Annotated in this window: 21 protein-coding genes; 11 read left to right on the top strand and 10 right to left on the bottom strand. The window is 59.8% G+C overall.

Translation table 11 applies throughout. The features are described 5' to 3' along the window. The first annotated feature begins 88 nt into the window (after positions 1–88). Both HNQ83_RS17680 and HNQ83_RS17675 read left to right on the top strand, forming a co-directional pair. Positions 89–589, top strand: coding sequence for an outer membrane beta-barrel protein (locus HNQ83_RS17680; RefSeq protein ID WP_175390122.1), 501 nt, complete (start codon positions 89–91; stop codon positions 587–589). Between the two features lie 174 nt (positions 590–763). Beyond that, positions 764–1,585, top strand: a complete 822-nt coding sequence (locus HNQ83_RS17675) for a DeoR/GlpR family DNA-binding transcription regulator (RefSeq protein ID WP_175390121.1) — start codon at positions 764–766, stop codon at positions 1,583–1,585. 45 nt (positions 1,586–1,630) lie between these two features. Here the strand turns inward: HNQ83_RS17675 and otnI are convergent, their stop codons facing one another. From otnI to HNQ83_RS17645, 6 genes are all read right to left on the bottom strand, one after another. Then, a complete protein-coding gene (otnI, locus tag HNQ83_RS17670; RefSeq protein WP_175390120.1) occupies positions 1,631–2,419 on the bottom strand; it encodes a 2-oxo-tetronate isomerase in 789 nt (262 codons plus the stop codon). 21 nt (positions 2,420–2,440) lie between these two features. After that, complete coding sequence (locus HNQ83_RS17665; protein WP_175390119.1) at positions 2,441–3,901, bottom strand: SLC13 family permease; 1,461 nt, start codon at positions 3,899–3,901, stop codon at positions 2,441–2,443. Positions 3,902–4,091: 190 nt separating this feature from the next. Beyond that, positions 4,092–4,730: an aldolase gene (locus HNQ83_RS17660; protein ID WP_175390118.1), complete on the bottom strand. Its 639-nt coding sequence runs from the start codon at positions 4,728–4,730 to the stop codon at positions 4,092–4,094. Beyond that, positions 4,727–6,019, bottom strand: coding sequence for a 3-oxo-tetronate kinase (gene otnK, locus HNQ83_RS17655; RefSeq protein ID WP_175390117.1), 1,293 nt, complete (start codon positions 6,017–6,019; stop codon positions 4,727–4,729). Before otnK ends, HNQ83_RS17660 begins: the two co-directional genes overlap by 4 nt. 10 nt (positions 6,020–6,029) lie before the next feature. Beyond that, the gene (ltnD, locus tag HNQ83_RS17650) at positions 6,030–6,935 is read right to left on the bottom strand and encodes an L-threonate dehydrogenase (protein WP_175390116.1); all 906 of its coding nucleotides are present in this window, start codon (positions 6,933–6,935) and stop codon (positions 6,030–6,032) included. Next, positions 6,928–7,095, bottom strand: a complete 168-nt coding sequence (locus HNQ83_RS17645) for a hypothetical protein (RefSeq protein WP_175390115.1) — start codon at positions 7,093–7,095, stop codon at positions 6,928–6,930. Before HNQ83_RS17645 ends, ltnD begins: the two co-directional genes overlap by 8 nt. Positions 7,096–7,534: 439 nt before the next feature. On the opposite strand from HNQ83_RS17645, the gene HNQ83_RS17640 reads away from it, so the two are divergent. Genes HNQ83_RS17640 through HNQ83_RS17630 form a run of 3 tightly spaced genes read left to right on the top strand, consistent with a single transcriptional unit; the run spans position 7,535 to position 11,495 of the window. After that, a complete protein-coding gene (locus HNQ83_RS17640) occupies positions 7,535–8,833 on the top strand; it encodes an exo-alpha-sialidase (protein ID WP_175390114.1) in 1,299 nt (432 codons plus the stop codon). After that, positions 8,830–9,426, top strand: a complete 597-nt coding sequence (locus HNQ83_RS17635) for a hypothetical protein (protein ID WP_175390113.1) — start codon at positions 8,830–8,832, stop codon at positions 9,424–9,426. The genes HNQ83_RS17640 and HNQ83_RS17635 overlap by 4 nt, the downstream gene beginning before the upstream one ends. 32 nt (positions 9,427–9,458) lie before the next feature. Next, the gene (locus HNQ83_RS17630; RefSeq protein WP_175390112.1) at positions 9,459–11,495 is read left to right on the top strand and encodes an LTA synthase family protein; all 2,037 of its coding nucleotides are present in this window, start codon (positions 9,459–9,461) and stop codon (positions 11,493–11,495) included. A gap of 4 nt (positions 11,496–11,499) precedes the next feature. Here the strand turns inward: HNQ83_RS17630 and HNQ83_RS17625 are convergent, their stop codons facing one another. Both HNQ83_RS17625 and HNQ83_RS17620 read right to left on the bottom strand, forming a co-directional pair. Then, entirely contained in the window at positions 11,500–12,438 is a 939-nt protein-coding gene (locus HNQ83_RS17625; protein ID WP_175390111.1) for a LysR family transcriptional regulator, read from the bottom strand. 187 nt (positions 12,439–12,625) lie between these two features. Then, positions 12,626–14,149 carry a CoA-acylating methylmalonate-semialdehyde dehydrogenase gene (locus HNQ83_RS17620; RefSeq protein ID WP_175390110.1) on the bottom strand — a complete coding sequence of 508 codons (1,524 nt, stop codon included), beginning with the start codon at positions 14,147–14,149 and terminating at the stop codon, positions 12,626–12,628. 379 nt (positions 14,150–14,528) lie between these two features. On the opposite strand from HNQ83_RS17620, the gene pcaQ reads away from it, so the two are divergent. From pcaQ to HNQ83_RS17590, 6 genes are all read left to right on the top strand, one after another. Continuing rightward, entirely contained in the window at positions 14,529–15,458 is a 930-nt protein-coding gene (gene pcaQ / locus HNQ83_RS17615) for a pca operon transcription factor PcaQ (RefSeq protein WP_175390109.1), read from the top strand. Between the two features lie 127 nt (positions 15,459–15,585). Further along, complete coding sequence (gene pcaH / locus HNQ83_RS17610) at positions 15,586–16,305, top strand: protocatechuate 3,4-dioxygenase subunit beta (protein WP_175390108.1); 720 nt, start codon at positions 15,586–15,588, stop codon at positions 16,303–16,305. 12 nt (positions 16,306–16,317) lie between these two features. Beyond that, positions 16,318–16,920: a protocatechuate 3,4-dioxygenase subunit alpha gene (gene pcaG / locus HNQ83_RS17605; protein WP_175390107.1), complete on the top strand. Its 603-nt coding sequence runs from the start codon at positions 16,318–16,320 to the stop codon at positions 16,918–16,920. 402 nt (positions 16,921–17,322) lie between these two features. Further along, positions 17,323–18,105, top strand: a complete 783-nt coding sequence (locus HNQ83_RS17600) for a creatininase (protein WP_175390106.1) — start codon at positions 17,323–17,325, stop codon at positions 18,103–18,105. Between the two features lie 80 nt (positions 18,106–18,185). Beyond that, positions 18,186–19,580, top strand: coding sequence for a GABA permease (gene gabP / locus HNQ83_RS17595; RefSeq protein ID WP_175390105.1), 1,395 nt, complete (start codon positions 18,186–18,188; stop codon positions 19,578–19,580). 273 nt (positions 19,581–19,853) lie between these two features. Further along, positions 19,854–20,870: a GlxA family transcriptional regulator gene (locus tag HNQ83_RS17590; RefSeq protein ID WP_175390104.1), complete on the top strand. Its 1,017-nt coding sequence runs from the start codon at positions 19,854–19,856 to the stop codon at positions 20,868–20,870. Positions 20,871–20,993: 123 nt separating this feature from the next. On the opposite strand, the gene HNQ83_RS17585 is transcribed toward HNQ83_RS17590, so the two are convergent. Together HNQ83_RS17585 and HNQ83_RS17580 are read right to left on the bottom strand one after the other, a co-directional pair. After that, the gene (locus HNQ83_RS17585; protein WP_175390103.1) at positions 20,994–22,334 is read right to left on the bottom strand and encodes an MFS transporter; all 1,341 of its coding nucleotides are present in this window, start codon (positions 22,332–22,334) and stop codon (positions 20,994–20,996) included. Between the two features lie 226 nt (positions 22,335–22,560). After that, positions 22,561–23,772, bottom strand: a complete 1,212-nt coding sequence (locus tag HNQ83_RS17580; protein WP_175390102.1) for a M24 family metallopeptidase — start codon at positions 23,770–23,772, stop codon at positions 22,561–22,563. Between the last annotated feature and the right edge of the window lie 496 nt (positions 23,773–24,268).

The raw sequence follows: 24,268 nt of genomic DNA, 5'->3' as shown, positions 1-24,268 counted from the left end.
AATCAATGACTTTCATCAATCTTCGCGATTGCTCAAATATTCGGTGTACACCTCACAACCGACAACCTGTAGAAGGACTCCACCTCACATGCTATTTCGTAACCTTGGCTTCGTTTCTCTGCTCTCGTTGCTGTCTGTTCAGGCGCTGGCGGATGACAAAGGTTTATATCTAGGCGCCGGTGTAAGCAACATTGAAACCGACAAGTCCCATCTGAGCGATGAGGACTCCAGTTACAAGGCCTATGCAGGCTATCGTCTCAACGGCTATCTGGCCTTTGAGGGGGCTTTCGTTGATCTCGGCCAGTTCAAGGACAAGGGTCTCGATTTCGATGGCAAATCAGTTCAGGCCAGTGCCCATCTCGGCTTTCCATTGGGAGAGCGGGTGCGAGTTTTCGGCAGTTTGGGTGCCCATGCCTGGGACGCTGACGGTAATGCCAGCGATGATGACACCGGCGTAGACCTGACCTACGGGGCCGGTGTAGAAGTTGATGTGTTTCGCAACATCGGTGTCCGCGCTGAATATGAAGTATTGGAGGTTGGCAACATCAACCTGAATCAAACAACGGCATCCGCTTACATTCTCTTCTAACGCCAGCTTCAATTGAGCGGCCATACCGGTCGCTCAACGCGCCGTCTGAAACCGAAACAGCACGGCCTTTCTCCCCGGACTCCGTCACATCGGCGCGCTACTGATCCAGCCGCAGATTCGCTACTATGTTCAAGCGTTTTCTCTACCGTCAGTTTCCCTCACCCTGGAGCCCGAATGCCTAGCCAAAAGGACATCGCCGCCGACAGCGGCGCCCCGATGATTCCTGAACAGCGCCGTGAATTGATGCTGCGTCAGTTGCGCAAGCATCAGGTGCTGAGCGTTCATCAATTGATGGAAATGTTCGACTGTTCGCACATGACCATTCGCCGAGACATCGCGCTGCTGGAGCAGGAAGGTCGTGCGTATTCGGTGACGGGTGGGGTGCGGATCGCCAGCCAGCTCCACAGTGAACCCAGCCATCAGCTCAAGGCGGTGGTCGAATTGCCGCAGAAGCAGGCCATGGCCAAGCTCGCCGCCCGGCTGTTGCATGCCGATATGACGATTTACCTGGATGCGGGAACCAGCACCCTGGAAATCGTCCCCTACATCAAGGCGCTGTCCGGCATGACCGTGGTGACGAACGACTTCGGTATTGTCCAGGCACTGATTGACGCCCCCCATGTCACGGTGATTCATACCGGTGGGCAGCTGGATCACTCCAATCAATCGTGCGTGGGTGGCCTGGCGGTTGCCACCTTGCGTCAGGTCGTCACCGATATCGCCTTCATATCGACCAGTTCCTGGGATTTGCGTCGCGGCCTCACCACGCCTTCGGCACTGAAGGTGGAGGTCAAACAAGCCGCGATGCAATCGGCCTCGCAAGTGGTGCTGGTGGCCAGCAGTTCGAAATACGGCACATTTAGTATGTACAGGATCGCCGGGCTCGAGCAGTTCGACATCATCCTCAGCGACGACGCGTTGACCGCTGCCGCTGCCGATGGCATCCGCAAGCAGGGTGTCGAGCTGTTGCTGCCGTCTGACGCTGTTTCGGCTTGAAGCAACGGGCTCTTGCATCCCGCAGAGCCCGCGTCCCCTCCCGTATTACGCCTGGCGCGCTTTCCAGTCGCGCAACCACTGCAAACCGGCCGAGGTGTTGCCACGTGGCCGGTACTCGCATCCTACCCAGCCGTCATAGCCCAACTGATCGATCAGTTCGAACAGATAGGGATAGTTGAGCTCTCCCAGGTCCGGTTCATGCCGGTCCGGCACGCCGGCGATCTGGATATGACCGATACCGTCGAAGTCCCGGCGCAGTTTAGTGGCCAGGTCACCCTCGACAATCTGGCAGTGGTAGCAGTCGAACTGAACCTTCAGGTTACTGGCGCCGACCTCCTTGCAGATGGCCTGGGCCTGATCCTGCCGGTTGAGGAAAAAGCCCGGCATGTCCCGGGTATTGATCGGTTCGAGCAAGACGGTGATGCCTGCTTTGGCCGCTTGGGCGGTGGCGTAGGCGAGGTTCTCCAGGTAAATGCCGTGATGCCGTGTACGGTCGCGCTCTGAGGGCAGCAGGCCAGCCATGACATGGATGCGTGAGTTGCCCAGCACGCCGGCGTATTCCAGGGCGCGATCAAAACCGCTACGAAATTCACTCTCGCGCCCTGGTAACGACACGATGCCCCGCTCGCCCGCCGCCCAATCACCGGGTGGCGCGTTGAACAGTGCCTGCACCAGGCCGTTGTCGCTCAAGCGTTGCCTGAGTTCTTCAGCGCTGTAGTCATAGGGAAACAGGTACTCCACCGCTTCGAAACCATCGGCGGCCGCGGCGGCGAAACGATCCAGAAACTCATGTTCCGGGTAGAGCATGCTGAGGTTGGCAGCAAAACGAGGCATGGTAGCTCCTAGGATAAAAGGTCAGACGAAGGGCCAGATCAACAGGGTAATACAGAACCCCAAAGTGCCAAGCAACGTGGTCAGTACCGTCCATGTGCGCAAGCCGTCGGCCACGTTCAGGCCGGACAGCTTGGTGAAGATCCAGTAACCGGCGTCATTGATGTGGGACATGGCCAACCCCCCGCCGCCCATGGCCAGGCAAAGCAGGGCCATGTGGTTCGGGGTCAGATTGAGGGTCACGATCAGCGGGCTGATGATACCGGCAGTGGTCACCAGCGCCACCGTGGTCGAACCCTGCACCGCGCGCAACAGCATGGTCAGCAGAAAGCCCAGTGCCAGAACCGGCAGACCGGTGGTGCGCAGCATGTCGGAGACCACCGCACCGATTCCGGTATCCACCAGCACCTTGCCGAACACTCCGCCGGCACCGGCGATCAGGATCACCATGGCCACACCGGGCAAGGCCGAACCGATCACGTCGGATACCTGGCTGCGGCTCCAGCCCCGACGCGAACCCAGCAGCCAGGCACACAGCAAGGTGTCGATCAGCAAGGCCACCAGCGGCGCGCCCAGCACCGTCATGATGCCGCGCAGAGTCGATTCGGCAGGCAGCATCGAGGTGGACAGCGTCCCCAGCAGAATCAGAATAATGGGCAGCAGGATCAAGCTGACGATCAGACCAAAACCCGGTGCAGGTGCCGGCGGCAGTTTGGACACGATGCTGCTGGTGGACTCCTCCAGGCCCATGTGCGATACGGCTTCTGCCGCGCGCTCGGGGTTCGTGTCGTTGCCGTTGGTCCAGGCGGCCAGGTCTTCGTTGGTGACATGCGGGCCATAGACCTCGGCACGAATATCGTCGGTCATCGGGTACACCCGACGGGTCATGCGCCCCGCCACACGGTAGCCGACATAGCAAAGAAACGCGGTGATCGGCAGCCCGAACATCAGCACGCGCCCCAGGTCCGCGCCCAATTGGCTGGCAGCGGCCACGGCGCCCGGGTGTGGCGGCAGGAAGGCGTGTACGGTCAACAAAGCCGCGCACATCGGTAACGCGAACACCAACAGCGGCTTGCGGGCGCTCCGGGCAATCCCATAAGCCAGTGGCATGAGGATGATCACGCCCACCTCGAAGAACACCGGCACCCCGACGATGAAGCCGGCAATCGTCAACGCCAGGGGCGTACGCCGGTTGCCGAAACGGGTAATCAGGGTCTTGGCCAGCGCCTCGGCACCGCCAGAGAGTTCGATGATCCGCCCGATCATCGCGCCCAAAGCAATGATGATCGCAATGTGGCCCAAGGTCTTGCCCATGCCGCCTTCGATGGTAGCGACCAGGTCAGCCGGTTTCACCCCGGCCACCAGCGCCACCAGAATGCTCACCAGCATCAAGGCTACAAAGGGTTGGAACTTGTACTTGAGCACCAAAAACAACAACAGCGCAATGCCCGCCCCTGCGGTCATCATCAGGATTAACGGGCTCATTTCAGAAACCCTCCACGCCGGGTAAAGGAAACGATGCTGCCTCTGGGTCTGAAAGTGCCGCCGTAAAGGTGAGTCATGCTTGGACTTCCTGTTGTTATTGTTTTTTGCAGGCAAGCCGCGTCCGTCGAGAGTCGTCATGCGCCTCCCGGGCAGGGCTTGCGGTATCGATTTGTCGCGTTAAGTCGACGCTTTACCAGTGCGCACCGAAGGTGTCCCGCAGCTCGTCCAGTGCCGCCTGTGCCAGCGGTTCGGGCTTGGGATTGCTCATCAGCCAGAGCCGCGCGGTTTCTTCAAGCTCTTCCAGGGCGTAGCTGGCCCTGGATACCGAACTCTCCCAGACCACCGGGCCAAGCCGTTCAAGCATCACGCCGCGAACGCTGTTGGCCAGTTGGGCGACCTGTTCGGCAACCTTCGGTGAACCGGGCCGCTGGTAGCCAATCAACGGGATATGCCCGACTTTCATGACTTGATACGGCGTCAATGGCGGCAGAATGTCGTCCGCCTGCCAGACACCCGCCAGCGTCAACGCCACCAGATGGGTGGAGTGGGTATGCACCACCCCACCGACACTCGGGTTGCGGTCGTAGACCTGGCGATGCAGTGCCAGGGTCTTTGAAGGCTTGTCACCTGACACCCATTCACCGGCCAGGTTGACCTTGGCGATGGTCGCCGGATCGAGACGCCCGAGGCAGACGTCAGTCGGGGTGATCAACCAACCGTCGTCCAGGCGCGCGCTGATATTGCCGGCGCTGCCGACGGTGTAACCGCGCTGGTAAAGGCTGAGGCCTGTCTCACAGATTTCTTCGCGCAGGGCGTTTTCGTGACTCACTGCACACCTCCAGCGAGTTGGCTCAAGGCTTTGCTGAAGAAATCCCGGCCACCGAAGTTGCCCGACTTGAGTGCCAGCGCCAAAGGTTCGTCAGTGCTGCTGACGGTCGCCGGTACACCCGGGTCGATCTGCGCGCCGATCTGCAGCAGTTGTACGCCCAGCGCCTGAACCACGGCGCCCGAGGTTTCTCCGCCGGCGACCACGAACCGGCGCACGCCGCTCTGGCGCAGACCCTGTGCAATCTCCCCAAAGGCGTTTTCCACCAGGCTGCCGGCCTGCTCCACTCCCAGTTGCTGTTGCACCGACTTGACCTCTTCCGGTGAACTGGTGGCGTAGATCAAGACGGTTTGTTCGTTATCGCGAGCAAAGGCCAAGGCTTGTGCCACCACGGGTTCGCCAGCCGCCAGGGCCAGTGGATCAATCCGCAAGGCTGGCCGGCCGGCTTCGATCCAGGCGGCCACTTGTCCATTGGTGGCGATCGAAGCACTACCGGCCAAGACCACTTCCCCGCCGGACACCGCCGGGAGTTTCGAGGCATCGAGGTCGCGCAGCTTGCCGGCACGACGGAAGTTTTCCGGCAAACCCAATGCCAGCCCCGAACCACCGGTCAACAACGGCAGGTCGGCGCAGGCGGTACCCAGGGTGTAGAGATCGCTGTCCGACAAGGCGTCAGCGATTGCCATGCCGACACCTTGAGCCCTCAGCTCTGCGATTCGCGCACTCACCTGCTCAGTGCCGCGAGCAATGGTGTCGTAGCGCAACAAACCGACATTCAGGCGGGTCTGCGATTGCAGAACCCGCACCAGATTGGCATCGGTCATCGGCGTCAGCGGGTGATGTTGCATGCCCGACTCGCTGAGCAGTTGATCCTGCACGAACAAGTGGCCACGAAAGATCGTCCGGCCATTCTCCGGGAACGCCGGGCAGGCCAGGGTGAAGTCGCTATCCAGTGCGGCCAGCAGCGCTTCGCTGACCTGGCCGATATTGCCGGACGCGGTGGAGTCGAACGTCGAGCAATACTTGAAAAAGATCTGCTCGCAGCCTTGGTCGCGCAGCCAGGCCAGCGCGGCGAGGGACTGCTCGATCGCTTCGGCGACCGGCGTGGTACGCGACTTCAGGGCAATGACGATCGCATCGGCATCTAGCCCGGCGGCAACTTCCGCGCTCGGGATCCCGATGCTTTGCACGGTGCGCATACCGCCGCGCACCAGCATGTTGGCCAGGTCCGTGGCACCGGTGAAGTCATCGGCGATGCAGCCCAGCAGCGGGCGTGCGGTAGATGTAGTCATGGGGTGTTCCTCAAACGGGCTCGGGCTTGGCAGTCGGCAAATCGATGCCCGGGAAAATTTTGATCACCGCCGAATCGTCTTCACGACCGAAGCCGGCGCTGGAAGCCTGCATGAACATCTGGTGAGCAGTGGCCGACAGCGGCAGCGGGAATTTGCTGGCCCGGGCGGTATCCAGCACCAGTCCCAGGTCCTTGACGAAAATGTCCACTGCGGACAACGGCGTGTAGTCAGCTTTGAGAATGTGCGGCACGCGGTTTTCGAACATCCAGGAATTGCCGGCGCTATGGGTGATCACCTCGTACAGGGCATCGGCGTCGACCCCTTCACGCAGGCCCAGGGCCATGGCTTCGGCAGAGGCGGCAATATGCACCCCGGCGAGAAGCTGGTTGATGATTTTGACCTTCGAACCCAGGCCATGGACGTCACCCAGGCGATAAACCTTGCCGGCCATGCCGGCCAGGATCGACTCGGCCTTGGCATAGGCGTCGGCCGGGCCCGAAGTCATCATGGTCATCTCGCCAGCGGCAGCCTTGGCGGCACCACCGGAAATCGGTGCATCCAGATACAGCAGGCCCAGCGCGGCCAGGCGTTGACCCAGGTCCACGGCGTAAGTCGGAGCGACTGTTGCGCAACCGATCACAAGGCTGCCCGGCCGTAGTGCAGCTGCGGCACCGCCTTCACCGAACAATACCGTCTCGGTCTGCTCGGCGTTGACCACCACGGTAATGATCACGTCACACTCAGCGGCCATGTGCGATGGCGAAGGACAAGCCACACCACCCTCCCCGGCGAACTGTTCTGTTACGGCAGCTCGCACATCACAGGCATGCACATTGAAACCGCTGCGCAATAACGAGCGGGCAATGCCCAGCCCCATCGCGCCCAGACCGACGACACCGACATTCTTGTTATTCATGGGGTACTCCAGAGGAAAGCAGCGACTGCGCCTGAGCCTGCAAGGTGCAGACGACGGCCGCATTGAAGATAGAAACGCGGCAGGCAGGACCGGCACCGAGCGGATAAACCCGCTGAGGGGCTCTGTCGTTCAGCACGTGAGTCGGGATCTCATCGACCATCAAGGCAGTCCTGCTTTGTCTTGTTATCAGGGTTCTTACCGGCTGGACAGATCATCCACCAATGATCAGATTATGTGAAGTATTTTTTCGATATAACATTTTTTAACACGACTATCGGTCGCAGAAACCGAAAAATGAGTTATTCGCCGTTGTTGCTGTGATGACGAGGGTCGCGGCATTCGTGCCTTCCCTGATCGAATCCGGCACACCGCCCACCCCGAAATTTCCGCCTGGCCATCCGCCGTTTGCGATTAACGGTCTGACGTCATAAAAAACTGCAAGCTATTGATCAGCAATAGATTTCAACGAAACTTAAGGGTCGAATGACGCACTACAAATATTTGCTTACAAAGCAATAGCTCGCTAAAAGTCGAGTTTGTAACTACAAGTGATAGGTTACGCGGCCTGACCTGGCCACGAGATGCACAGTCCTCACATCATGCGCATCCACCTACCCTGCCTTCCTGCCGTCTGGGCTTACGTTGCCCTTGCTTGCCTTTTTGCGACCGCATGGTTCACCCACCCTGCTCCCGTGCATTCTTCATTTGCCTTGATGAATCCGGTGAGGGCGGTGGCCGATCAAGTCGCCAAACCCATCTATACCAGCCGTTTTGCCTCATCCGGGCTGGTGGACTTCGTGCATTCCTCGGCGGTCACCGCCTTGCCTGACGGTAGCCTGATGACCGTCTGGTTCGCCGGCACTCGCGAAGGCGCGGCCGACGTACAGGTGCGCTCTGCCCGCTTCGATGTGAAAACCGGCGAATGGGGTCCGGAGCAGGTATTGGCGACGCGGGATTCGACCCAACAGGGCACCCGCAAATACATTCGCAAACTGGGCAACCCGGTCGTAGCGCTGGCACCGGACAACCGCCTCTGGCTGTTCTACGTGTCCGTGTCCATGGGCGGCTGGGCGGGGAGCGCGGTCAACGTGATGGTGTCTGACGACTATGGCCAGCAATGGTCCGAGCCACGCCAACTGATCACCTCACCCTTCCTGAACATCAGTACCCTTGTTCGTTCTGCACCTGTATTTCATGCCGACGGTTCCATCGGCCTGCCGGTCTACCACGAATTCCTGGGCAAGTTTGCCGAGTACCTGTACCTGAGCGCAGACGGTGATGTAATCGATAAATTCCGCATCAGCCACGGCAATAACTCATTGCAACCCACGGTCGTTCCGCTGGATGGGCAGCGCGGCATCGCCTTGCTGAGATATGCCGGCAACACCCACCACCGCGTGCTGGCGAGCCGCACTGATGACGCCGGGCAAACCTGGAGCGAACCCTATCCGCTCGACCCTTCCAATCCGAACTCCTCGCTGGCGGCCGTCGCGACGCCCGAACATGGGTTGCTGGTGGCACTCAATGACTTGCAGGACGGGCGCTTCAAACTGAGCCTCTACGGCACCGACGCCAAAATGGACGACTGGCGCTCGCTGCGTGACCTCGACAAATCACCCGATCCAGAGGGCGATACGTTTTCACCCCAGGCTTACAAGGAAATCATCGGCAGAGAGTTTCGCGGCTCCAGCGGCGCACTTCGCCAACCGCTGGAAGCTCAGTTCCTCAACAACCTCGACGACCGGGTCTGTGAGGCACAAGGCTGCAGCTTCGAATACGAATATCCGTACTTCATCCGCAGTCCCGACGGCATGTATCACCTGGTTTATTCCTGGAACAACACCTTCATCAAGCACGTCACCTTCAACGATGCATGGCTGTCTGAGCGTTCCAAATGATCAACCTGTGGCAAGCCCATCTCAGCTTCACCCTGATCATTTTCCTGTTGCTGCCGTCCTTTGGCTTGAAGCGCTCCGCGCGGATCGTGCTGTGGTTCGCATTGCTGGCAGCCAGCTTTATTCCGGTGGATGGCTTGTCGTTGGCGGCGTACTTGCGCAGCCACATCGATGACCTGGCGATCACCACAATGGTGTTCATGGGGTGGGGATGTTTGCGCCGACTCGGTTTCCTGCCGCCTGCGCAGTCTGCCAAGACCGGCGTATTGCTGGTCTTCGCCACGATGTCGCTGGTGCTCTATCCCGCAACACTGGGGTTGAGTGATCTGGACCCTTACCGCCTGGGATTCAGTCCTCGCCCGCTGCTGATCTTCGTCGCCCTGCTGACGATTGGCCTGTTTTACCTGCGCAACTACCTGGCCGTCGTGATGCTGGCGAGTGCGACCCTGGCCTTCATCGCCGGGGCAAAACCTTCGCATAACTACTGGGATTACCTGGTTGATCCACTGCTGGGGCTGTATTGCTGCGCGGCACTGCTGATGCTGACGGTCCGCCGGTTGTATGGCTGGCTGAACAAAGACTCCCGATCCGTTTGAGATCCAACGACATTTTTAACAAGGGAACAGGTATGGGCTGGCTGCAATCGAGACGTTTGCATTATTGGCTAGGGGCAACCGCGATTGCGTTCGTGTTGTTTGCACTGCTGCGGGTGGTGTTTTTTTTCGGGTTTTCCGGTTTCGACGCCAGCGCGCTGAGCCGCGAGGATGCAATCCCGGAAACCCTGGGCATCGGCTTTCGTTTCGATCTGCGCCTGGCGATCCTGGTCATGCTGCCATTGGCGCTGCTGGCCTGGATTCCGCGCTGGAATCTTGTCAGCAGCCGTCTGCTTCGCCACTTGTCACGGGTGTATGTGGCCGCCGCCATGGGCGCCCTGCTGCTGATCTACATCGTTGATTTTGGTCATTACGCCTACCTGGGCGTGAGGATCAATGCCACTGTGCTGCGCTTCATCGAGGACGCGCAGATATCCCGTGACATGGTCTGGCAAACCTATCCGGTGATCTGGATTTCCCTGGGTTGGCTGGCAACGGTCGCACTGGTGACGCTGGCCGTTGTGCGCCTGGAACGCGTGACGCTGGACCGCGCCCGCAAAACCATTCACCCGCTCTCCGTCACATGGGGTAGCGCGTTGATGGTCGTGCTGGTGCTGTTGGGGATTTTGGGCCGTGTCGAAAACATGAACCTGGAAAACCCCGTGCCATTGCGCTGGAGCGATGCCTTCTTCTCCGGCAACAACCAGATCGCTGCGTTGGGCCTGAACCCGGTGATTTTCTTCTATGACACGGTCAAGGTCGGTCAATCGCGCTATGACGAAGGGCAAGTGCGTGAACACTACGCCGTGATGGCCAGGTACCTGGGGGTCGACCAGCCCGATCCGAACACCCTGAATTTTGTCCGCCACCAGGCGCCACAACCCTACAAAGTATCGGGCTCGCGGCCGCCGAACGTGATGTTTGTCATGCTTGAGTCCCTGGGCACCAGTGCGGTCGGGGCCTATGGCAACCCGCTCAACCCAACGCCCAATATCGATCGCCTGGCCACGCAGAGCTGGTTTTTCGAGCACTTCTATGTGCCGGTCACCGGCACCGCAAAAACCGTTTGGGCCAGCATCAGCGGAGTGCCAGACGTCACGCGCCAGGAAACCGCGACGCGTAATCCGCTGATCACCCGGCAACACACACTGATCAATGCCTTTACCGGCTACGAGAAGATCTACACCATTGGCGGCAACTCCGGTTGGGCCAACATGAACGCCTTGATTCGGCAGAGCATCGACGGTGTTCGTTTGTACGAAGAGCGCGACTGGCAATCCCCGGTCGTGGATGTCTGGGGGATTTCCGACCTGGACCTGTTCAAGGAAACCGACAGAATCCTGCAAGCACTGCCCAAGGACAAACCGTTCTTTGCCTATGTGCAGACGGCCGGCAACCATCGTCCGTTCACGATTCCCAAGACCAATGATGGATTCGAGGTCAAGCACCCGACCCTGGCCGAAGTACAGGCCGCGGGATCGCGCAGTGTCGAGCAGTACAACGCCGTGCGCTTGCTGGACTTCAACATCGGACGCCTGATGGACATCGCCAAGGCCGGCGGTTACTACGACAACACCATTTTCGTGCTGTTTGGCGACCATAACACCCGTATCGCCCAGATCCCGTTCCTGGCACCGGCCTATGAACAACTGGGCCTGGAAAGCAACGCGGTGCCCATGATCATCCACGCACCGGGCCTGCTCGGCACGCGGACCGTCAAGGAAGCCGTCGGCCTGGTGGACCTGCTGCCAACTGTGGCGGGCATGGCCGGCCTGGAGTTCCGCAATAGTGGCCTGGGGCGTGATATCCAGCAGCCCGCGCCGGAGGGTGAACGGGTGGTGCCGCTGGTGCTGCGCGAAGGCACGTTCCCGTTGATCGCGGGCGTCACTCAACACTACATGGTGCAGATGGAGCATGACGGCAGCTCACCGACGCTGCACGACCTGGCCTCCCCAACGCCGCTGGAAAACGTGGCGCAGCAGAACCCTGAAGAGTTCAAGCGCCTGGTGCAACTGACCCGCGGCCTGCATGAAACCTCAAGGCTGATGCTGTACCAGAACGTGCGCAAGTGAAGGATCAGATAAAACCGGCCGCAAACCGGCCTCGCAGGTAGTCGACAAAAGCGCTGACGGCCCTGGGCACATGGGCGGAGTAAGGTCGCACCAGATAAATGTGCTCAGGGAAGGCGCCTACCGATCGCCACATGGGTAGCACCCGGACCAATGCGCCGCTCTTGAGTCCGGCCTGAGCGCTGAAATCGGGCAACAGCGCAATGCCCAGGTCAGCCAGGGCGGCATCGCGCAACGCTTCGCTGTTGTTGGTGGCGAAGGTGCCTTTGATAGGCACCGTCAGCCGTTTTTCCACTACGTGCGAGGGGTCGAGGGCTTCGAAGGCCCAGGCCGGCGTGTCGCTGCCTCGCGGGTAATAGAGGCAGTTGTGGTCGACCAGATCCTCCGGACGTTGCGGATCGCCGAATCTCTGCAGATAGCTGCGGCTGGCAACCAGCACGGAATGCGTCGCGCAGAGTTTCCAGGCGACATGGGTATCCGGGATCTGATTGCTGTGCCGGACAGCGAGATCAAAACCTTCAGAAGCAATGGAGGAAATCTGATCGGAGACGTCCAGCTGCACCCTGACTTCAGGGTATTCATTGAGGAATCCGGCAAGTACCGGAATCAAATGCTGGCGGGCAAAGGCTACCGGAGCGGTCAGCCGCAAAAGCCCTCGTGCGACACCTGCCGAATCCCGGACATCGGCAAAACTGTGGGCGATTTGCTCATACGCACTGCGCACGTCACGTACCAGCGCATTTCCCGCATCGGTCAACCGCACACTGCGCGTGGTGCGCAATACCAGGCTCAGCCCCGTGGCCTTTTCCAGCTCGACAATGCGCTGGCTCACCGCAGACTTGCTCACCCCCAATCTGATCGCTGCCGCCGTATAGGTACCCTGCTCCGCCAGGATCGCCAGCCAGTGCACATGGGTCCAGAGCCTTTCGACTTCCACTTTAGGCATGATTTGACTGTTCTCGAATGGAAACAATAAATCCGATTTTCCCGCCTGGGCATGAACAAAGCAAAAGCTGAATACGCCCGTCGCAGGAAAGCAGCATCCCCCCTGCTCTCCTGCGATCAGGCCCTCAATCAAACCCCGTCAACGATGCCGGAAAACCGGGGCCCGCTTGGACCCTCGTTCACAGGTGCTATTTCGCGGTCGGCATCGCGAATTCGGCACCTTTGCCGATACTTTCCGGCCAGCGTTGCATGATGGATTTTTGCTTGGTGTAGAACCGCACGCCCTCCTCGCCGTAGGCATGCATGTCGCCAAACAGGCTCTTTTTCCAACCGCCAAAGCCCTGCCAGGCCATCGGCACCGGAATCGGCACGTTGATGCCGACCATGCCGACCTGGATACGACGGCTGAACTCACGTGCGACGTTGCCATCGCGGGTGAAGCAGGCGACTCCGTTGCCGAATTCATGGTCGTTGACCAATTGCACCGCGGTGGCGAAATCGGCCACGCGCATGCAGGCCAGCACTGGACCAAAGATTTCCTCTTTGTAGATGGTCATCTCCGGGGTGACGTGATCGAACAGTGTGCCGCCCATCCAGAAGCCTTCCTCGCAACCTTCACCGGCGTCCGCGCTATTGAAATGGCGGCCGTCCACCAACAGTTGCGCGCCTTCCTGGATGCCCTTTTCGATGTAGCCAGTGATACGCGAATGCGCAGCCGGCGTGACGATCGGGCCCATTTCGGCGGCCAGGTTGCTGCCGTTCAGCACTTTGAGTGCCTTGGTTCGTTCCACCAGTTTCGGAATGACCTTGTCGGCCACATCACCGACCAGCACGGCAACCGAGATCGCCATGCAACGTTCACCTGCCGATCCGTAGCCTGCGCCGATCAGTGCGTCGACCACTTGATCGACGTCTGCGTCCGGCATGACCACCATGTGGTTCTTCGCGCCGCCCAGGGCCTGCACGCGTTTGCCATGGCGGGCACCGGTCTCGTAGATGTAGTTGGCGATGGGCGTGGAGCCGACGAAGGACACCGCTTTCACATCCGGGTGCACCAGCAGCGCATCCACAGCCTCTTTGTCGCCTTGCACCACGTTGAACACGCCATCGGGCAGACCTGCCTGTTTCAGCAAGTCAGCCATGAACAGACTGGCGCTCGGATCCGTCGGGCTCGGCTTGAGAATGAACGTGTTGCCCGCAGCGATCGCCACCGGGAACATCCACATCGGCACCATCACCGGGAAGTTGAACGGTGTGATACCGGCCACCACGCCCAGAGGCTGGCGCAGTGTCCAGTTATCCATGTTGGTGGAAACCTGGTCGGAGAAGTCGCCCTTGAGCAACTGCGGAATGCCACAGGAGAACTCGACGATATCGATACCGCGGGCCACTTCGCCCTGGGCATCGGTGAAGACCTTGCCATGTTCGGCCGTGATCAGATGCGCCAGTTCGTCTTTGTGCTGGTTCAACAGCTCCAGAAACTTGAACATGACCCGGGCGCGGCGAATGGGCGGCGTGTTCGACCAGGCGGGAAAGGCCGCTTCGGCGGACGCCACGGCGGCGTCTACGTCCCGGGTATTGCCCAGGCGCACATGGCGAGTGACGGCGCCGGTGGCCGGGTTGTAAACGGGTTGAGTGCGCGCACCACTGCCGGCGACGTGAACGCCGTGGATGTACTGGGCAATTTCTTTGTTGTCGTTAGCATCGGTCATGACAGGTCTCGCTGCGGTGGTGGATTGAACTTCACCTCCAGAGTAAGCAGCGGTCATGGTCGTGACTACGGCCAAAAACTGAATTGATTGTTCACAATAGCGAACAATCAATGCCTTCAATGTGGGAGCGAGCCTGCTCGCGAAGGTCGTCAACGATAACGCGCCCCGCCTGAATGCCCGGGTTGTCTGGACGTTTTTCGCGAGCAGGCTCGCTCCCACACTGGGATAGCAGAACGGCTGTCCTGGACTTCAAATCGAGTCCCGCTGCAATTTGATTGCTGTCAGGTTTCAGATTTACAGGCACTCGGTCTTAGACTAAGGCCTCAGCGCTCACTCATTCAGCGGACGAACACCCGCTCACCCAAGGTAGCGAACCCGATTGAACATCGATACCCGAATCAAATTCCGTCACCTGGTGTGCTTTCTTGAGGTGGCGCGCCAGGGCAGCCTGGCACGCGCCTCGGACAAGCTGGCGATCAGTCAGCCGGGCCTGTCCAAGACGCTAAAGGAATTGGAAACACTGCTTGAGACCACACTGTTCGAGCGCGGAAAAAAAGGCTCGACGCTGACAGAGGCCGGCGTGGCCTTTTTGCGGTATGCGGGGCCTTGCGTGCAATCGCTGCGCGAAGGGGTCAACAGCTTGCGCTCGGGGGTACATGAGCCCATTGCCGTGCGGCTTGGCGTGCTGTCCACCGTCGAAAGCCTGCTGATCCCTGAAGTGGTTCGCCGCTTGCACGAGCGACATCCCGCACTGGCGGTCAGTGTCGTGACCGGACCCAGTGCCTATCTGCTGTCCCAATTGCGTGTCGGTGAGTTGGACCTCGTGGTCGGCAGAATGACCGATAGCCCGCTGATCCAGGGGTTGTCGTTCGAGCATCTCTACAGCGAGTCCATGACCCTGGTCGTGCGCAAGGGCCATCCGGTGCTCACCGATCCCCTGGGGCACACCCACCTCGAAGACTATCCGGTGGTATTGCCGCTGGCGGGGACGACGATCCGAAAATTCGCCGATGGCTTGTTTGTGCAGCACGGCATCACGCCGTCACGCCAATGCCTGGAAACCCTGTCGATCGCCCTGAGCCGGCGCTACGTGCAATCGAGTCAGGCAGTCTGGGTCGCGCCTTTCGACGCCGTCCGACAGGACTTGAAGCAAGGCGAATTGGTCGAGTTGGAGCTGGGAATGCGTGAACCCGGCGGTTCTGTGGGGTTGTGCACCAATCCCGTATTGCCGGTGACACCGGCGGCGCAATGGTGTGTGGAGGCACTGCGCGAGATCGGGCAAGAGTATCGTGAAGGCCAGTATCCATAACCATTTGGGTATGTCTGCAACCTGTTTTTTTCAATTTTACGTCGGGCCGCATAAGAGGAAACTAAGCCACAAGCAGCTGCCCACGGGGCAATTGCCTTTGACCAACCATAAAAACAGGAAGAACGACATGTCTGATGCGCAAGACAGCCGCTTCGTCATCCGTGACCGTAATTGGCATCCAAAAGCCCTGACACCTGACTACAAGACGTCCATCCTGCGCTCCCCGCGCCAGGCACTGGTGAGCATTCCCCAGTCGGTATCGGAAACCAGCGGCCCGGATTTTTCCCACCTGAAGATGGGCCAGCACGACAACGACCTGCTGCTGAACTTCAATCACGGCGGCCTGCCCGTCGGCGAGCGCATCATCGTCGCGGGCCGGGTCTGCGACCAATACGGCAAGCCGATTCCCCACACCCTGGTGGAAATGTGGCAAGCCAACGCCGGTGGTCGCTACCGGCATAAAAAAGACAGCTACCTGGCCCCGCTAGACCCGAATTTCGGCGGCGTGGGCCGTGCGTTGACTGACCGCGACGGCAACTACAGTTTCCGCACGGTCAAACCGGGTCCTTACCCATGGCGCAATGGCCCGAACGACTGGCGCCCGGCCCATATTCATGTCTCCATCAGCGGCCCGTCCATTGCCACGCGTTTGATTACTCAGCTGTATTTCGAAGGTGATCCGCTCATCCCGATGTGCCCGATCGTCAAGTCGATCGCCAATCCGGACGCGGTGCAGAGCCTGATCGCCAGGCTGGACATGAGCATGGCCAATCCCATGGATTGCCTGGCTTATCGCTTTGATATCGTCCTGCGCGGCCAGCGCAAGACTCACTTCGAAAACCGCTGAGGAGGCTTGCGCATGCCCATTCAACTGCTGACTGAAACCCCCTCGCAAACGGCCGGCCCCTATGTGCATATCGGATTGGCACTCGAGGCGGCCGGAAACGCGCCACGCGAGCAGGAAATCTGGAATGTCATGGCCAAGCCTGGTGCGCCAGGCGAGCACATTTTATTGAAAGGTCACGTGTATGACGGCAACGGCCAGCTGATTCGCGATGCGTTCCTGGAGCTGTGGCAGGCCAATCACGAAGGCGTCTACGACACCGATTACAACCTGGACAAAGCCTTCAACGGCTTTGGCCGCACCGCCACGACAGACGTCGGGGAATGGACGGTTCAAACCGTGAAGCCTGGCGTGGTGAAAAACGCTGCGGGCGTGCCCATGGCGGCGCATATCAATGTGTCGCTGTTCGCCCGGGGCATCAACATTCACTTGCAGACGCGGTTGTATTTCGACGACGAGCCGGAGGCGAATGCGGTGGATCCGGTGCTGAACCTGATCGAACAACCCCACCGGCGTGAATCCCTGATCGCCCGGCGCTGCACGGTGGATGGCAAGCCGGCTTACCAGTTCGACATTCACCTGCAAGGCGAAGCGGAAACCGTGTTCTTCGATTTCTGACGCTCATCGCTAAAAGGAGCGGGCTCGCTCGGGAAAATCGCCAGGACAACGCGTCCATTCAGACAGCACGCGTTATCGTCAGCGACCTTCGCGAGCGAGCCCGCTCCCACCGTGGCTCCGTGTTGCAGGGAGATCCTGCAACGTTGCCAGATCCGACCCTTTGCCCCCTTCCCCGCCAAAACGCCAAAGACTCATCCGATAACCGGACAGAAACGCCAAAACATAAGGTGTTATGTCAATTACGGGTCGGATTTAGACAAGTTGCCCCCCTCCCCATCTGATCGAATTGCACTACGTCTCCCCTTCGACTCCAGCCCTCCAAAGGCTCGGTCAAACAAAGGCAAACGCTCCCAACCACCGGTTAAAACCAGCAAGCGGTCTATCCATTTCAGAGGGTGTGCGATGAACAACAGTGTCGTAATTGGAGAACTCACCTGGCCGGAGTACGCAGAGAAGGTCGCCACCGGCTGCCCGATCTTTCTGCCGGTCGGTGCACTGGAGCAGCACGGTCATCACATGTGCATGGAAGTCGATGTCCTGTTGCCAACCGCGATCTGCAAGGCAGTGGCCCAAAAGGTCAGCGGCCTGGTGTTGCCCGCCCTGGCTTACGGCTACAAGTCCCAGCAGAAATCAGGTGGCGGCAACCACTTTCCCGGCACCACCAGCCTCGATGGCGCCACGCTGACCAGCACCGTGCAGGACATCATCCGCGAACTGGCGCGCCACGGCGCGCGCAAACTGGTGATGATGAACGGTCACTTTGAAAACTCGATGTTCATTGTCGAGGGCATCGACCTGGCCCTGCGAGAGCTTCGCTACGGTGGTATCACCGACTTCAAGGTGGTCGTGCTGTCCTATTGGGACTTCGTCAACGACCCCGCCGTTATCGCAAAGCTGTACCCCGACGGCTTCCTCGGCTGGGATATCGAACATGGCGGTATTTTCGAAACGTCCCTGATGCTGGCCCTGCACCCCGATAAGGTCGACCTGAGCCGCGCGGTCGACCACCCGCCCGCCACGTTCCCGCCTTACGACGTCTTCCCGATCATCCCGGAGCGCACCCCCGCCTGCGGAACACTGTCATCGCCCAAAGGTTCGAGCCGCGAGAAAGGCGAGCTGATTCTCGAAGTGTGTGTCTCGGGCATCAGCGCCGCCGTGCGCGAGGCTTTTGATCTGGACACATAAAGAACACAGGGACGTGCCGAAACAAGCACCCACCGTTAGCGCTTCACCCTCCCCCAAATAGAATAAAAAGGGTAAGTCTCATGTCCAGCAGCTCAAATCTGGCCCCAGGCCTCAAGCAGCGTCACGTCACCATGCTCTCCATCGCCGGTGCCATTGGCGCCGGCCTGTTCATCGGTTCCGGCCACGCCATCGCCTCGGCGGGGCCCGCCGCAATCCTGGCCTATATTTTTTCCGGCACGCTGGTCGTCCTGGTCATGCGCATGCTGGGAGAGATGGCAGTCGCATCGCCTGATACCGGATCATTTTCGACCTACGCCGAGCGGGCGATGGGGCGCAGTGCCGGCTTCACCATCGGCTGGCTGTACTGGTGGTTCTGGGTGCTGGTCATTCCGATCGAAGCCATCGCCGCAGCCGCCATCCTGCACGCCTGGTTTCCTTCCATTCAAACCTGGGAGTTTGCGATAGCGGTCACGGGCCTGCTGACCTTGACCAACCTGTTCAGTGTCGCCCGGTACGGCGAGTTCGAGTTCTGGTTCGCCATGCTCAAAGTCATCGCGGTCCTGGGCTTTATCGCCCTTGGCGCGCTGGCCCTGGTGGGCGGACTGCCGGATACGACGGTCAGTGGTGTCGTGCAATTGAGCCATGAGTTCGGCGGCTTCATGCCCAATGGCATGACAGCGGTGATCGGCGCGATGCTCACCACCGTGTTCAGCTTCATGGGCACGGAAATCGTCACCATCGCCGCGGCCGAATCGAAAAACCCCTCCAAACAGATCACCCGCGCGACCAACTCCGTGGTCTGGCGCATGGGGATTTTCTACATCGTGTCAGTGTTCCTGATCATCTCCATCGTCCCCTGGAACGACCCCATGCTCGTGCAAGTCGGCTCCTATCAGCGAGCGCTTGAGTTGATGAACATCCCGTACGCGAAAATGATCGTGGATGTCGTGGTGTTGATTGCGGTCGCCAGCTGCCTGAACTCGGCCATCTATACCGCGTCGCGCATGGTCTACTCCCTGAGCAAACGCGGGGACGGCCCTCGGGTTCTGCAGAAGACCTCGTCTTCAGGGGTGCCCTTTGTCGCGGTACTGGCCAGCACGGCAGTGGGTTTTCTGACCACGGCGCTGAATTATTTTGCACCCAATGAGGTGTTCTCCTTCCTGCTGGCCAGCTCCGGGGCGGTTGCGCTGCTGGTCTATCTGGTCATTGCTGTTTCGCAACTGGTACTGCGCAAAAAGATGAATGCCTCGGGACAACCGATCGCCTTCAAGATGTGGCTCTTCCCCTGGCTCAGCTACCTGGTGATTGCCTGCATCCTGAGCATCCTGATGGTGATGCTGATTCTGCCGCAGCATCGCATGGAGGTGATTGCGACAGGTGCGCTGACACTGTCCATTGTCTGCATGGGTGCAATCTTCAATTCCAGGAAGAAAACAGCTCAAACCGTTGAAATGGCTCAAACCGAAAACGCGTAACTACTCGATCCCTGTAGGAGCGAGCTCGCTCGCGAAAAAACCAAGAACACCGTTGGTTATCTGGTTTTACGCGTCATCGTTCACGACCATCGCGAGCAAGCTCGCTCCTACAGGTTTTTTCCTACACGATCACCTCTTTCCGGCCACTCTCCACCACGGAGCTGGCCGGTTTTTTGCGTATGCCCTACGGACACAGGGTGTAAAATCCAGAGTCCCCCCTTTGCAGGGCTGACAATTACAAAACCAGAACGATGCAGTTGAGGAGCGGTAATAATGGCGAAACTCCAGGTGGCGAAACCCGCCGCAGGACGCTCGGCGAATGAACAACAGCCAGTGAAAACCGTGGGTTTCCTGGTCATCCCCAACTTCACCACCATCGGTTTCGCCTCCGCCGTGGAAACCCTGCGCATGGCCAATCTGGCCGCGCGAAAACCGATGTTCCGCACCGTCATCATCGCCGCCAGCCTGGACCCGGTGACGGCCAGCAACGGCATGCGCATCCTGCCCGACCACAGCATCAGCGATGCACCAAAACTGGACATGCTGTTCGTCGTCGGATCCAACCCGATCGTCTCCAACCACAGCAGCCGCCCACTGCTCAACTGGCTGCGCAAACTGGCCCATGATCAGGTGCCGCTGGGCGGAATTTGCACGGGCAGTCACTTGTTGGCCCGCGCCGATCTGCTCAAGGGCTATCGCTGCACGATTCACTGGGAAGACATCGAAGCGCTGAAGGAGCGGTTCCCGGGCATCATCATTTCCAACCAGCTGTTCGAGCTGGATCGCGATCGCTACACCTGCTCCGGTGGCGTGGCGTCCATGGACATGACCCTGCAATTGATTGCCCGCGAACCCGGCGGTCGGGATATCGCCGCCCATACGGCCGAGTTGCTGTTGTGTGATCGGATCCGGGGGGCGCAGGAGCAACAGCGTGTACCGTTGCGGCAAAAGCTGGGCACCTCGCAGCCCAAGCTCAGCCAGATGGTGGCAATCATGGAAGCCAATCTCGAGGAGCCGGTGGGTCTTGAGGAGCTTGCGCGGTTGAACGAGGTGTCGGTGCGCCAGCTCGAGCGCCTGTTTCACAAGCACCTGCAACGCACGCCGAGCCAGTACTACCTGGAATTGCGTCTGGCGCGGGCGCGCCAGTTATTGCTGCGCAGCGAATCGCAGGTGCGTGATATCGCCCTCGCCTGCGGCTTCGTTTCGCCGGCGCATTTTTCCAAGTGCTATAGCCGGTTTTTTGGTGTGTCGCCCATTGGTGAGCGCAAGCAGGTGGCTGCGCTGCATTGATTCAATATGGATGTTGGCCGGGCCGGCCTCTTCGCGAGCAGGCTCGCTCCCACAGTTGACCGAGTTGGTTCAATGTGGGAGCGAGCCTGCTCGCGAAGGCTTACTCAAGAACACTGAAAGATATCAGTCCTGCAACGCCTTGTGCGCCGTCTCCCGGCTCGCCAGCATGGCAACCAATGCCACCGCCGCAGCCGCCAACAGATACCAGGCCGGAGCCATTTTGTTGCCGGTCAGCTGGATCAGCCAGGTCGCGATAAACGGCGCGGTGCCACCAAACACCGCGTTGGCAATGTTGAAGCTGAAGGCAAAGCCGCTGAAGCGTACGCGGGTGGGGAAAATCTCGGCGAGGAAGCACGGCAAGGTGCCGTCGTTCATCGCCAGGATCGCGCCGAAGGCAATCTGGATCATCAGAATCACCATCAGCGGCTGATGGTCCAGCATCCCGAACAGCGGGAACGTCAGCAGCAGGAACAACACCGAAGCGGTCAGCAACATGGTCTTGCGCCCGAATCGGTCCGACAACTTGCCCATCAGGAAAATCAGCCCGATGTAGGTCGCCAGCGACACCGTCGACGCGAGGAACGAATCGCTTTCGCTCATGCCCATTTCGGTGGACAGGTAGGTCGGCATGTAGCTGAGCAACAGGTAAAACGCCACGGCATTCAGGCAGGTCGCGCCAATCCCGATCATCACGCTGCGCCGGTGCACGGTGAGCAATTCACGCACCGGCGCATGGGTGGCGCCCTCCTTCGCCTCAAGACGCTTTTCCATCTCCAGGAATTTGGGCGTGTCCTGCAGGCTCATGCGGATATAGCGCCCCACCAGCCCGAATGGCGCCGCCAGCAGAAACGGCAACCGCCAGCCCCAGCTGTGCAGGTCCTCGACACTCAGCCACGCGTGCAGCCCGGCGACAAACACTGCGCCGAACAGCAAGCCCGCGGCGGTACTCGCCGGCACAATGCTGGTGTACAACCCGCGTTTCCCTTCGGGCGCATACTCGGCGAGAAAGGCCGATGCCCCCGCATATTCCCCTGAAGCCGAGAAACCCTGGAACAGGCGAATCAGCAGCAACAAGGCCGGTGCCCACAGGCCGATATGGTTGTAGGTCGGCAGAATGCCGATACAGAAGGTCGAGACCGACATGATCAGGATCGACCAGGACAGCGCACTGCGTCGCCCGTATTTATCACCGAAGTGCCCCCAGACCAGGCCCCCCAGCGGACGGACGATAAACGACAGCGCGAACACGGCAAAAGTCGCCAGCAGCGCGGTGGCCTTGTCGGTTTGCGGGAAAAACGTCAGCGCGATGACGGTAGCCAGGTAACCGTAGGCCGCGTAGTCGAACCACTCGACGAAGTTGCCCATGAAACTGGCACTGGCGGCACGCCGCAGGGCCTTGCGTTCGGCGGTCTGTTCAAGTTTCTGCGCCAGGGTCGGCGTCAGGCTGGCGCTTGGGGTGCTCATTGCGCACCTCCGGTGTCAGCGGTGCGGTGATCGGGATGAAAAGACGAGACGTAGGACATGACAGAACCCTCTATTGTTTTACTTGGCAGGGTTAAGGCTCAGTAGATGCTGCGCGCTCTTGGGTGCGCATGCGTCGTTTTTTTTCGGTGCATCTCAGCCACCGGGAAGATTTTTTGCCACTGATCAAGGTAAAACGCCGCACAGGGTCACTGTGCGGCGCAAGGTCTTACTTTTTGATGATGTTGTGTTCCGGGCCATACGGGAACTTGGTGATGTTTTCCCCACCCTGTTCGTTGACGATCAGGATGTCGTGTTCACGATACCCACCAGCGCCCGGACGGCCTTCGGGCAGCATGATCATCGGTTCGATGGACACCACCATCCCCGGTTCCAGCACCGTGTCGATGTCTTCGCGCAGTTCCAGACCGGCTTCGCGGCCGTAGTAATGGCTCAGCGTACCGAAGGAGTGACCGTAGCCGAAGGTGCGGTACTGCAGCAGGTCGTGCTCCAGGAAGATCTCGTTCAATTGCAGCGCAATATCAGAGCAGCGCATGCCTGGCTTGATCAGTTTCAGACCGGCCTCGTGCACCTTGACGTTGACCTCCCACAGGCGCAGATGCTCGTCGGAGCAGTGGTCGAGGAACAGCGTACGCTCCAGTGCCGTGTAGTAGCCGGCGATCATCGGGAAGCAGTTGAGGCTGAGGATGTCGCCTTTGTTGACCTTGCGCGACGTCACCGGGTTATGGGCACCATCGGTGTTGATACCGGACTGGAACCAGGTCCAGGTGTCCATCAGCTCGGAGTCCGGGAACGTGCGGGCGATTTCACGCACCATCGCCTGGGTAGCATGCAGGGCGACCTCGTATTCCGGCACCTGGTCACGCAAGGCTTCGACGATGGCGGCACCGCCGATGTCCGCAATACGCGCGCCCTGACGAATGATCGCGTGTTCTTCGGCGGACTTGATCATGCGCATGCGCATGCACGGAGCGGCGATATCCACCAGCTCGGTCTGCGGGTAGCGATTGGCGAGTTTGTCGCGGTTGAGCAAGTTCAGGTGATCGAACTCGACGCCGATGCGCCCCGCCTTGGGCAAGGCCTGCTGGATCGCGGCGAAGTAGTTGTCGCGCTGCCAGTCGGTGTAGACGATGTTGTCCGTGCCGACGGTCCGGCGCCACGGTTGGCCGCCATCGATGTTGGCGCTGATGGTCACGGCGCTGTCCTGGGTCACGACCAGCGCATACGGACGCCCGAAGGAGCAGTACAGGAAATCGCTGTAGTAGTTGATGTTGTGGTAGGAGGTGAAGACAGCCGCATCGATATTGTTCTGCGCCAGGTGGGCCCGCAGTTTGGCCTGGCGGTTGGCATATTCCTGAGCGGAGAACGTCGGGGTCACTCGTTCGCCGTTCTTGATCTGGATGGTTTTCGGCATTTGCATGTCATTTATCCTTGTCATTGTTTGAGCTACAGAAGGCGCCAATCTGGGGGGCCGCTGGAGATCATTCGAACAGATGCAAAGTGAGGTTTTTTGCGCGAATCCGACCTGTAGTTGGTCAGATCCGCTGTTTTCGACAGCCACCCCTCGGGGCCATCCGGTACCCAAAAAAAAGCCCCCGGCTTGGCGGAGGCATGGGTGAAGGATAATGCGGTCAGTGTGGGAGCGGGCTTGCTCGCGAAGGCGGTGTGTCAGTCAGCCGGGTTGTTGGCAGTGATGGCCTCTTCGCGAGCAGGCTCGCTCCCACAGTTGATCGGGTTGTTCAGGAGGACGCGGTTCAATGTGGGAGCGGGCTTGCAATGGCGGTGTGTCAGTCAGCCGGGTTGTTGGCAGTGATGGCCTCTTCGCGAGCAGGCCCGCTCCCACAGTTGATCGGGTTGTTTCGGAGGACGCGGTTCAATGTGGGAGCGGGCTTGCTCGCGAAGGCGGTGTGTCAGTC

Origin of the sequence: Pseudomonas sp. C2B4, from assembly GCF_013359695.1 — a bacterium.
Taxonomy (GTDB): Bacteria; Pseudomonadota; Gammaproteobacteria; order Pseudomonadales; family Pseudomonadaceae; genus Aquipseudomonas.
The sequence above is the reverse complement of the archived record's forward strand: the minus strand, read 5'-3'. Positions and strand labels throughout refer to the sequence as shown.

Excerpts from the sequence above, each read along its gene's own strand:
- HNQ83_RS17630 (WP_175390112.1), top strand. The coding sequence starts at position 9,459 with ATGGGCTGGCTGCAATCGAGACGTTTGCATTATTGGCTAGGGGCAACC.
- HNQ83_RS17645 (WP_175390115.1), bottom strand. The coding sequence starts at position 7,095 with ATGGTCGATGAGATCCCGACTCACGTGCTGAACGACAGAGCCCCTCAG.
- HNQ83_RS17600 (WP_175390106.1), top strand. The coding sequence starts at position 17,323 with ATGAACAACAGTGTCGTAATTGGAGAACTCACCTGGCCGGAGTACGCA.
- gabP (WP_175390105.1), top strand. The coding sequence starts at position 18,186 with ATGTCCAGCAGCTCAAATCTGGCCCCAGGCCTCAAGCAGCGTCACGTC.
- HNQ83_RS17675 (WP_175390121.1), top strand. The coding sequence starts at position 764 with ATGCCTAGCCAAAAGGACATCGCCGCCGACAGCGGCGCCCCGATGATT.
- HNQ83_RS17640 (WP_175390114.1), top strand. The coding sequence starts at position 7,535 with ATGCGCATCCACCTACCCTGCCTTCCTGCCGTCTGGGCTTACGTTGCC.
- pcaG (WP_175390107.1), top strand. The coding sequence starts at position 16,318 with ATGCCCATTCAACTGCTGACTGAAACCCCCTCGCAAACGGCCGGCCCC.
- otnK (WP_175390117.1), bottom strand. The coding sequence starts at position 6,019 with ATGACTACATCTACCGCACGCCCGCTGCTGGGCTGCATCGCCGATGAC.
- HNQ83_RS17620 (WP_175390110.1), bottom strand. The coding sequence starts at position 14,149 with ATGACCGATGCTAACGACAACAAAGAAATTGCCCAGTACATCCACGGC.
- pcaH (WP_175390108.1), top strand. The coding sequence starts at position 15,586 with ATGTCTGATGCGCAAGACAGCCGCTTCGTCATCCGTGACCGTAATTGG.
- ltnD (WP_175390116.1), bottom strand. The coding sequence starts at position 6,935 with ATGAATAACAAGAATGTCGGTGTCGTCGGTCTGGGCGCGATGGGGCTG.
- HNQ83_RS17585 (WP_175390103.1), bottom strand. The coding sequence starts at position 22,334 with ATGAGCACCCCAAGCGCCAGCCTGACGCCGACCCTGGCGCAGAAACTT.
- HNQ83_RS17580 (WP_175390102.1), bottom strand. The coding sequence starts at position 23,772 with ATGCAAATGCCGAAAACCATCCAGATCAAGAACGGCGAACGAGTGACC.
- HNQ83_RS17635 (WP_175390113.1), top strand. The coding sequence starts at position 8,830 with ATGATCAACCTGTGGCAAGCCCATCTCAGCTTCACCCTGATCATTTTC.
- HNQ83_RS17625 (WP_175390111.1), bottom strand. The coding sequence starts at position 12,438 with ATGCCTAAAGTGGAAGTCGAAAGGCTCTGGACCCATGTGCACTGGCTG.
- HNQ83_RS17680 (WP_175390122.1), top strand. The coding sequence starts at position 89 with ATGCTATTTCGTAACCTTGGCTTCGTTTCTCTGCTCTCGTTGCTGTCT.
- HNQ83_RS17590 (WP_175390104.1), top strand. The coding sequence starts at position 19,854 with ATGGCGAAACTCCAGGTGGCGAAACCCGCCGCAGGACGCTCGGCGAAT.
- otnI (WP_175390120.1), bottom strand. The coding sequence starts at position 2,419 with ATGCCTCGTTTTGCTGCCAACCTCAGCATGCTCTACCCGGAACATGAG.
- HNQ83_RS17665 (WP_175390119.1), bottom strand. The coding sequence starts at position 3,901 with ATGAGCCCGTTAATCCTGATGATGACCGCAGGGGCGGGCATTGCGCTG.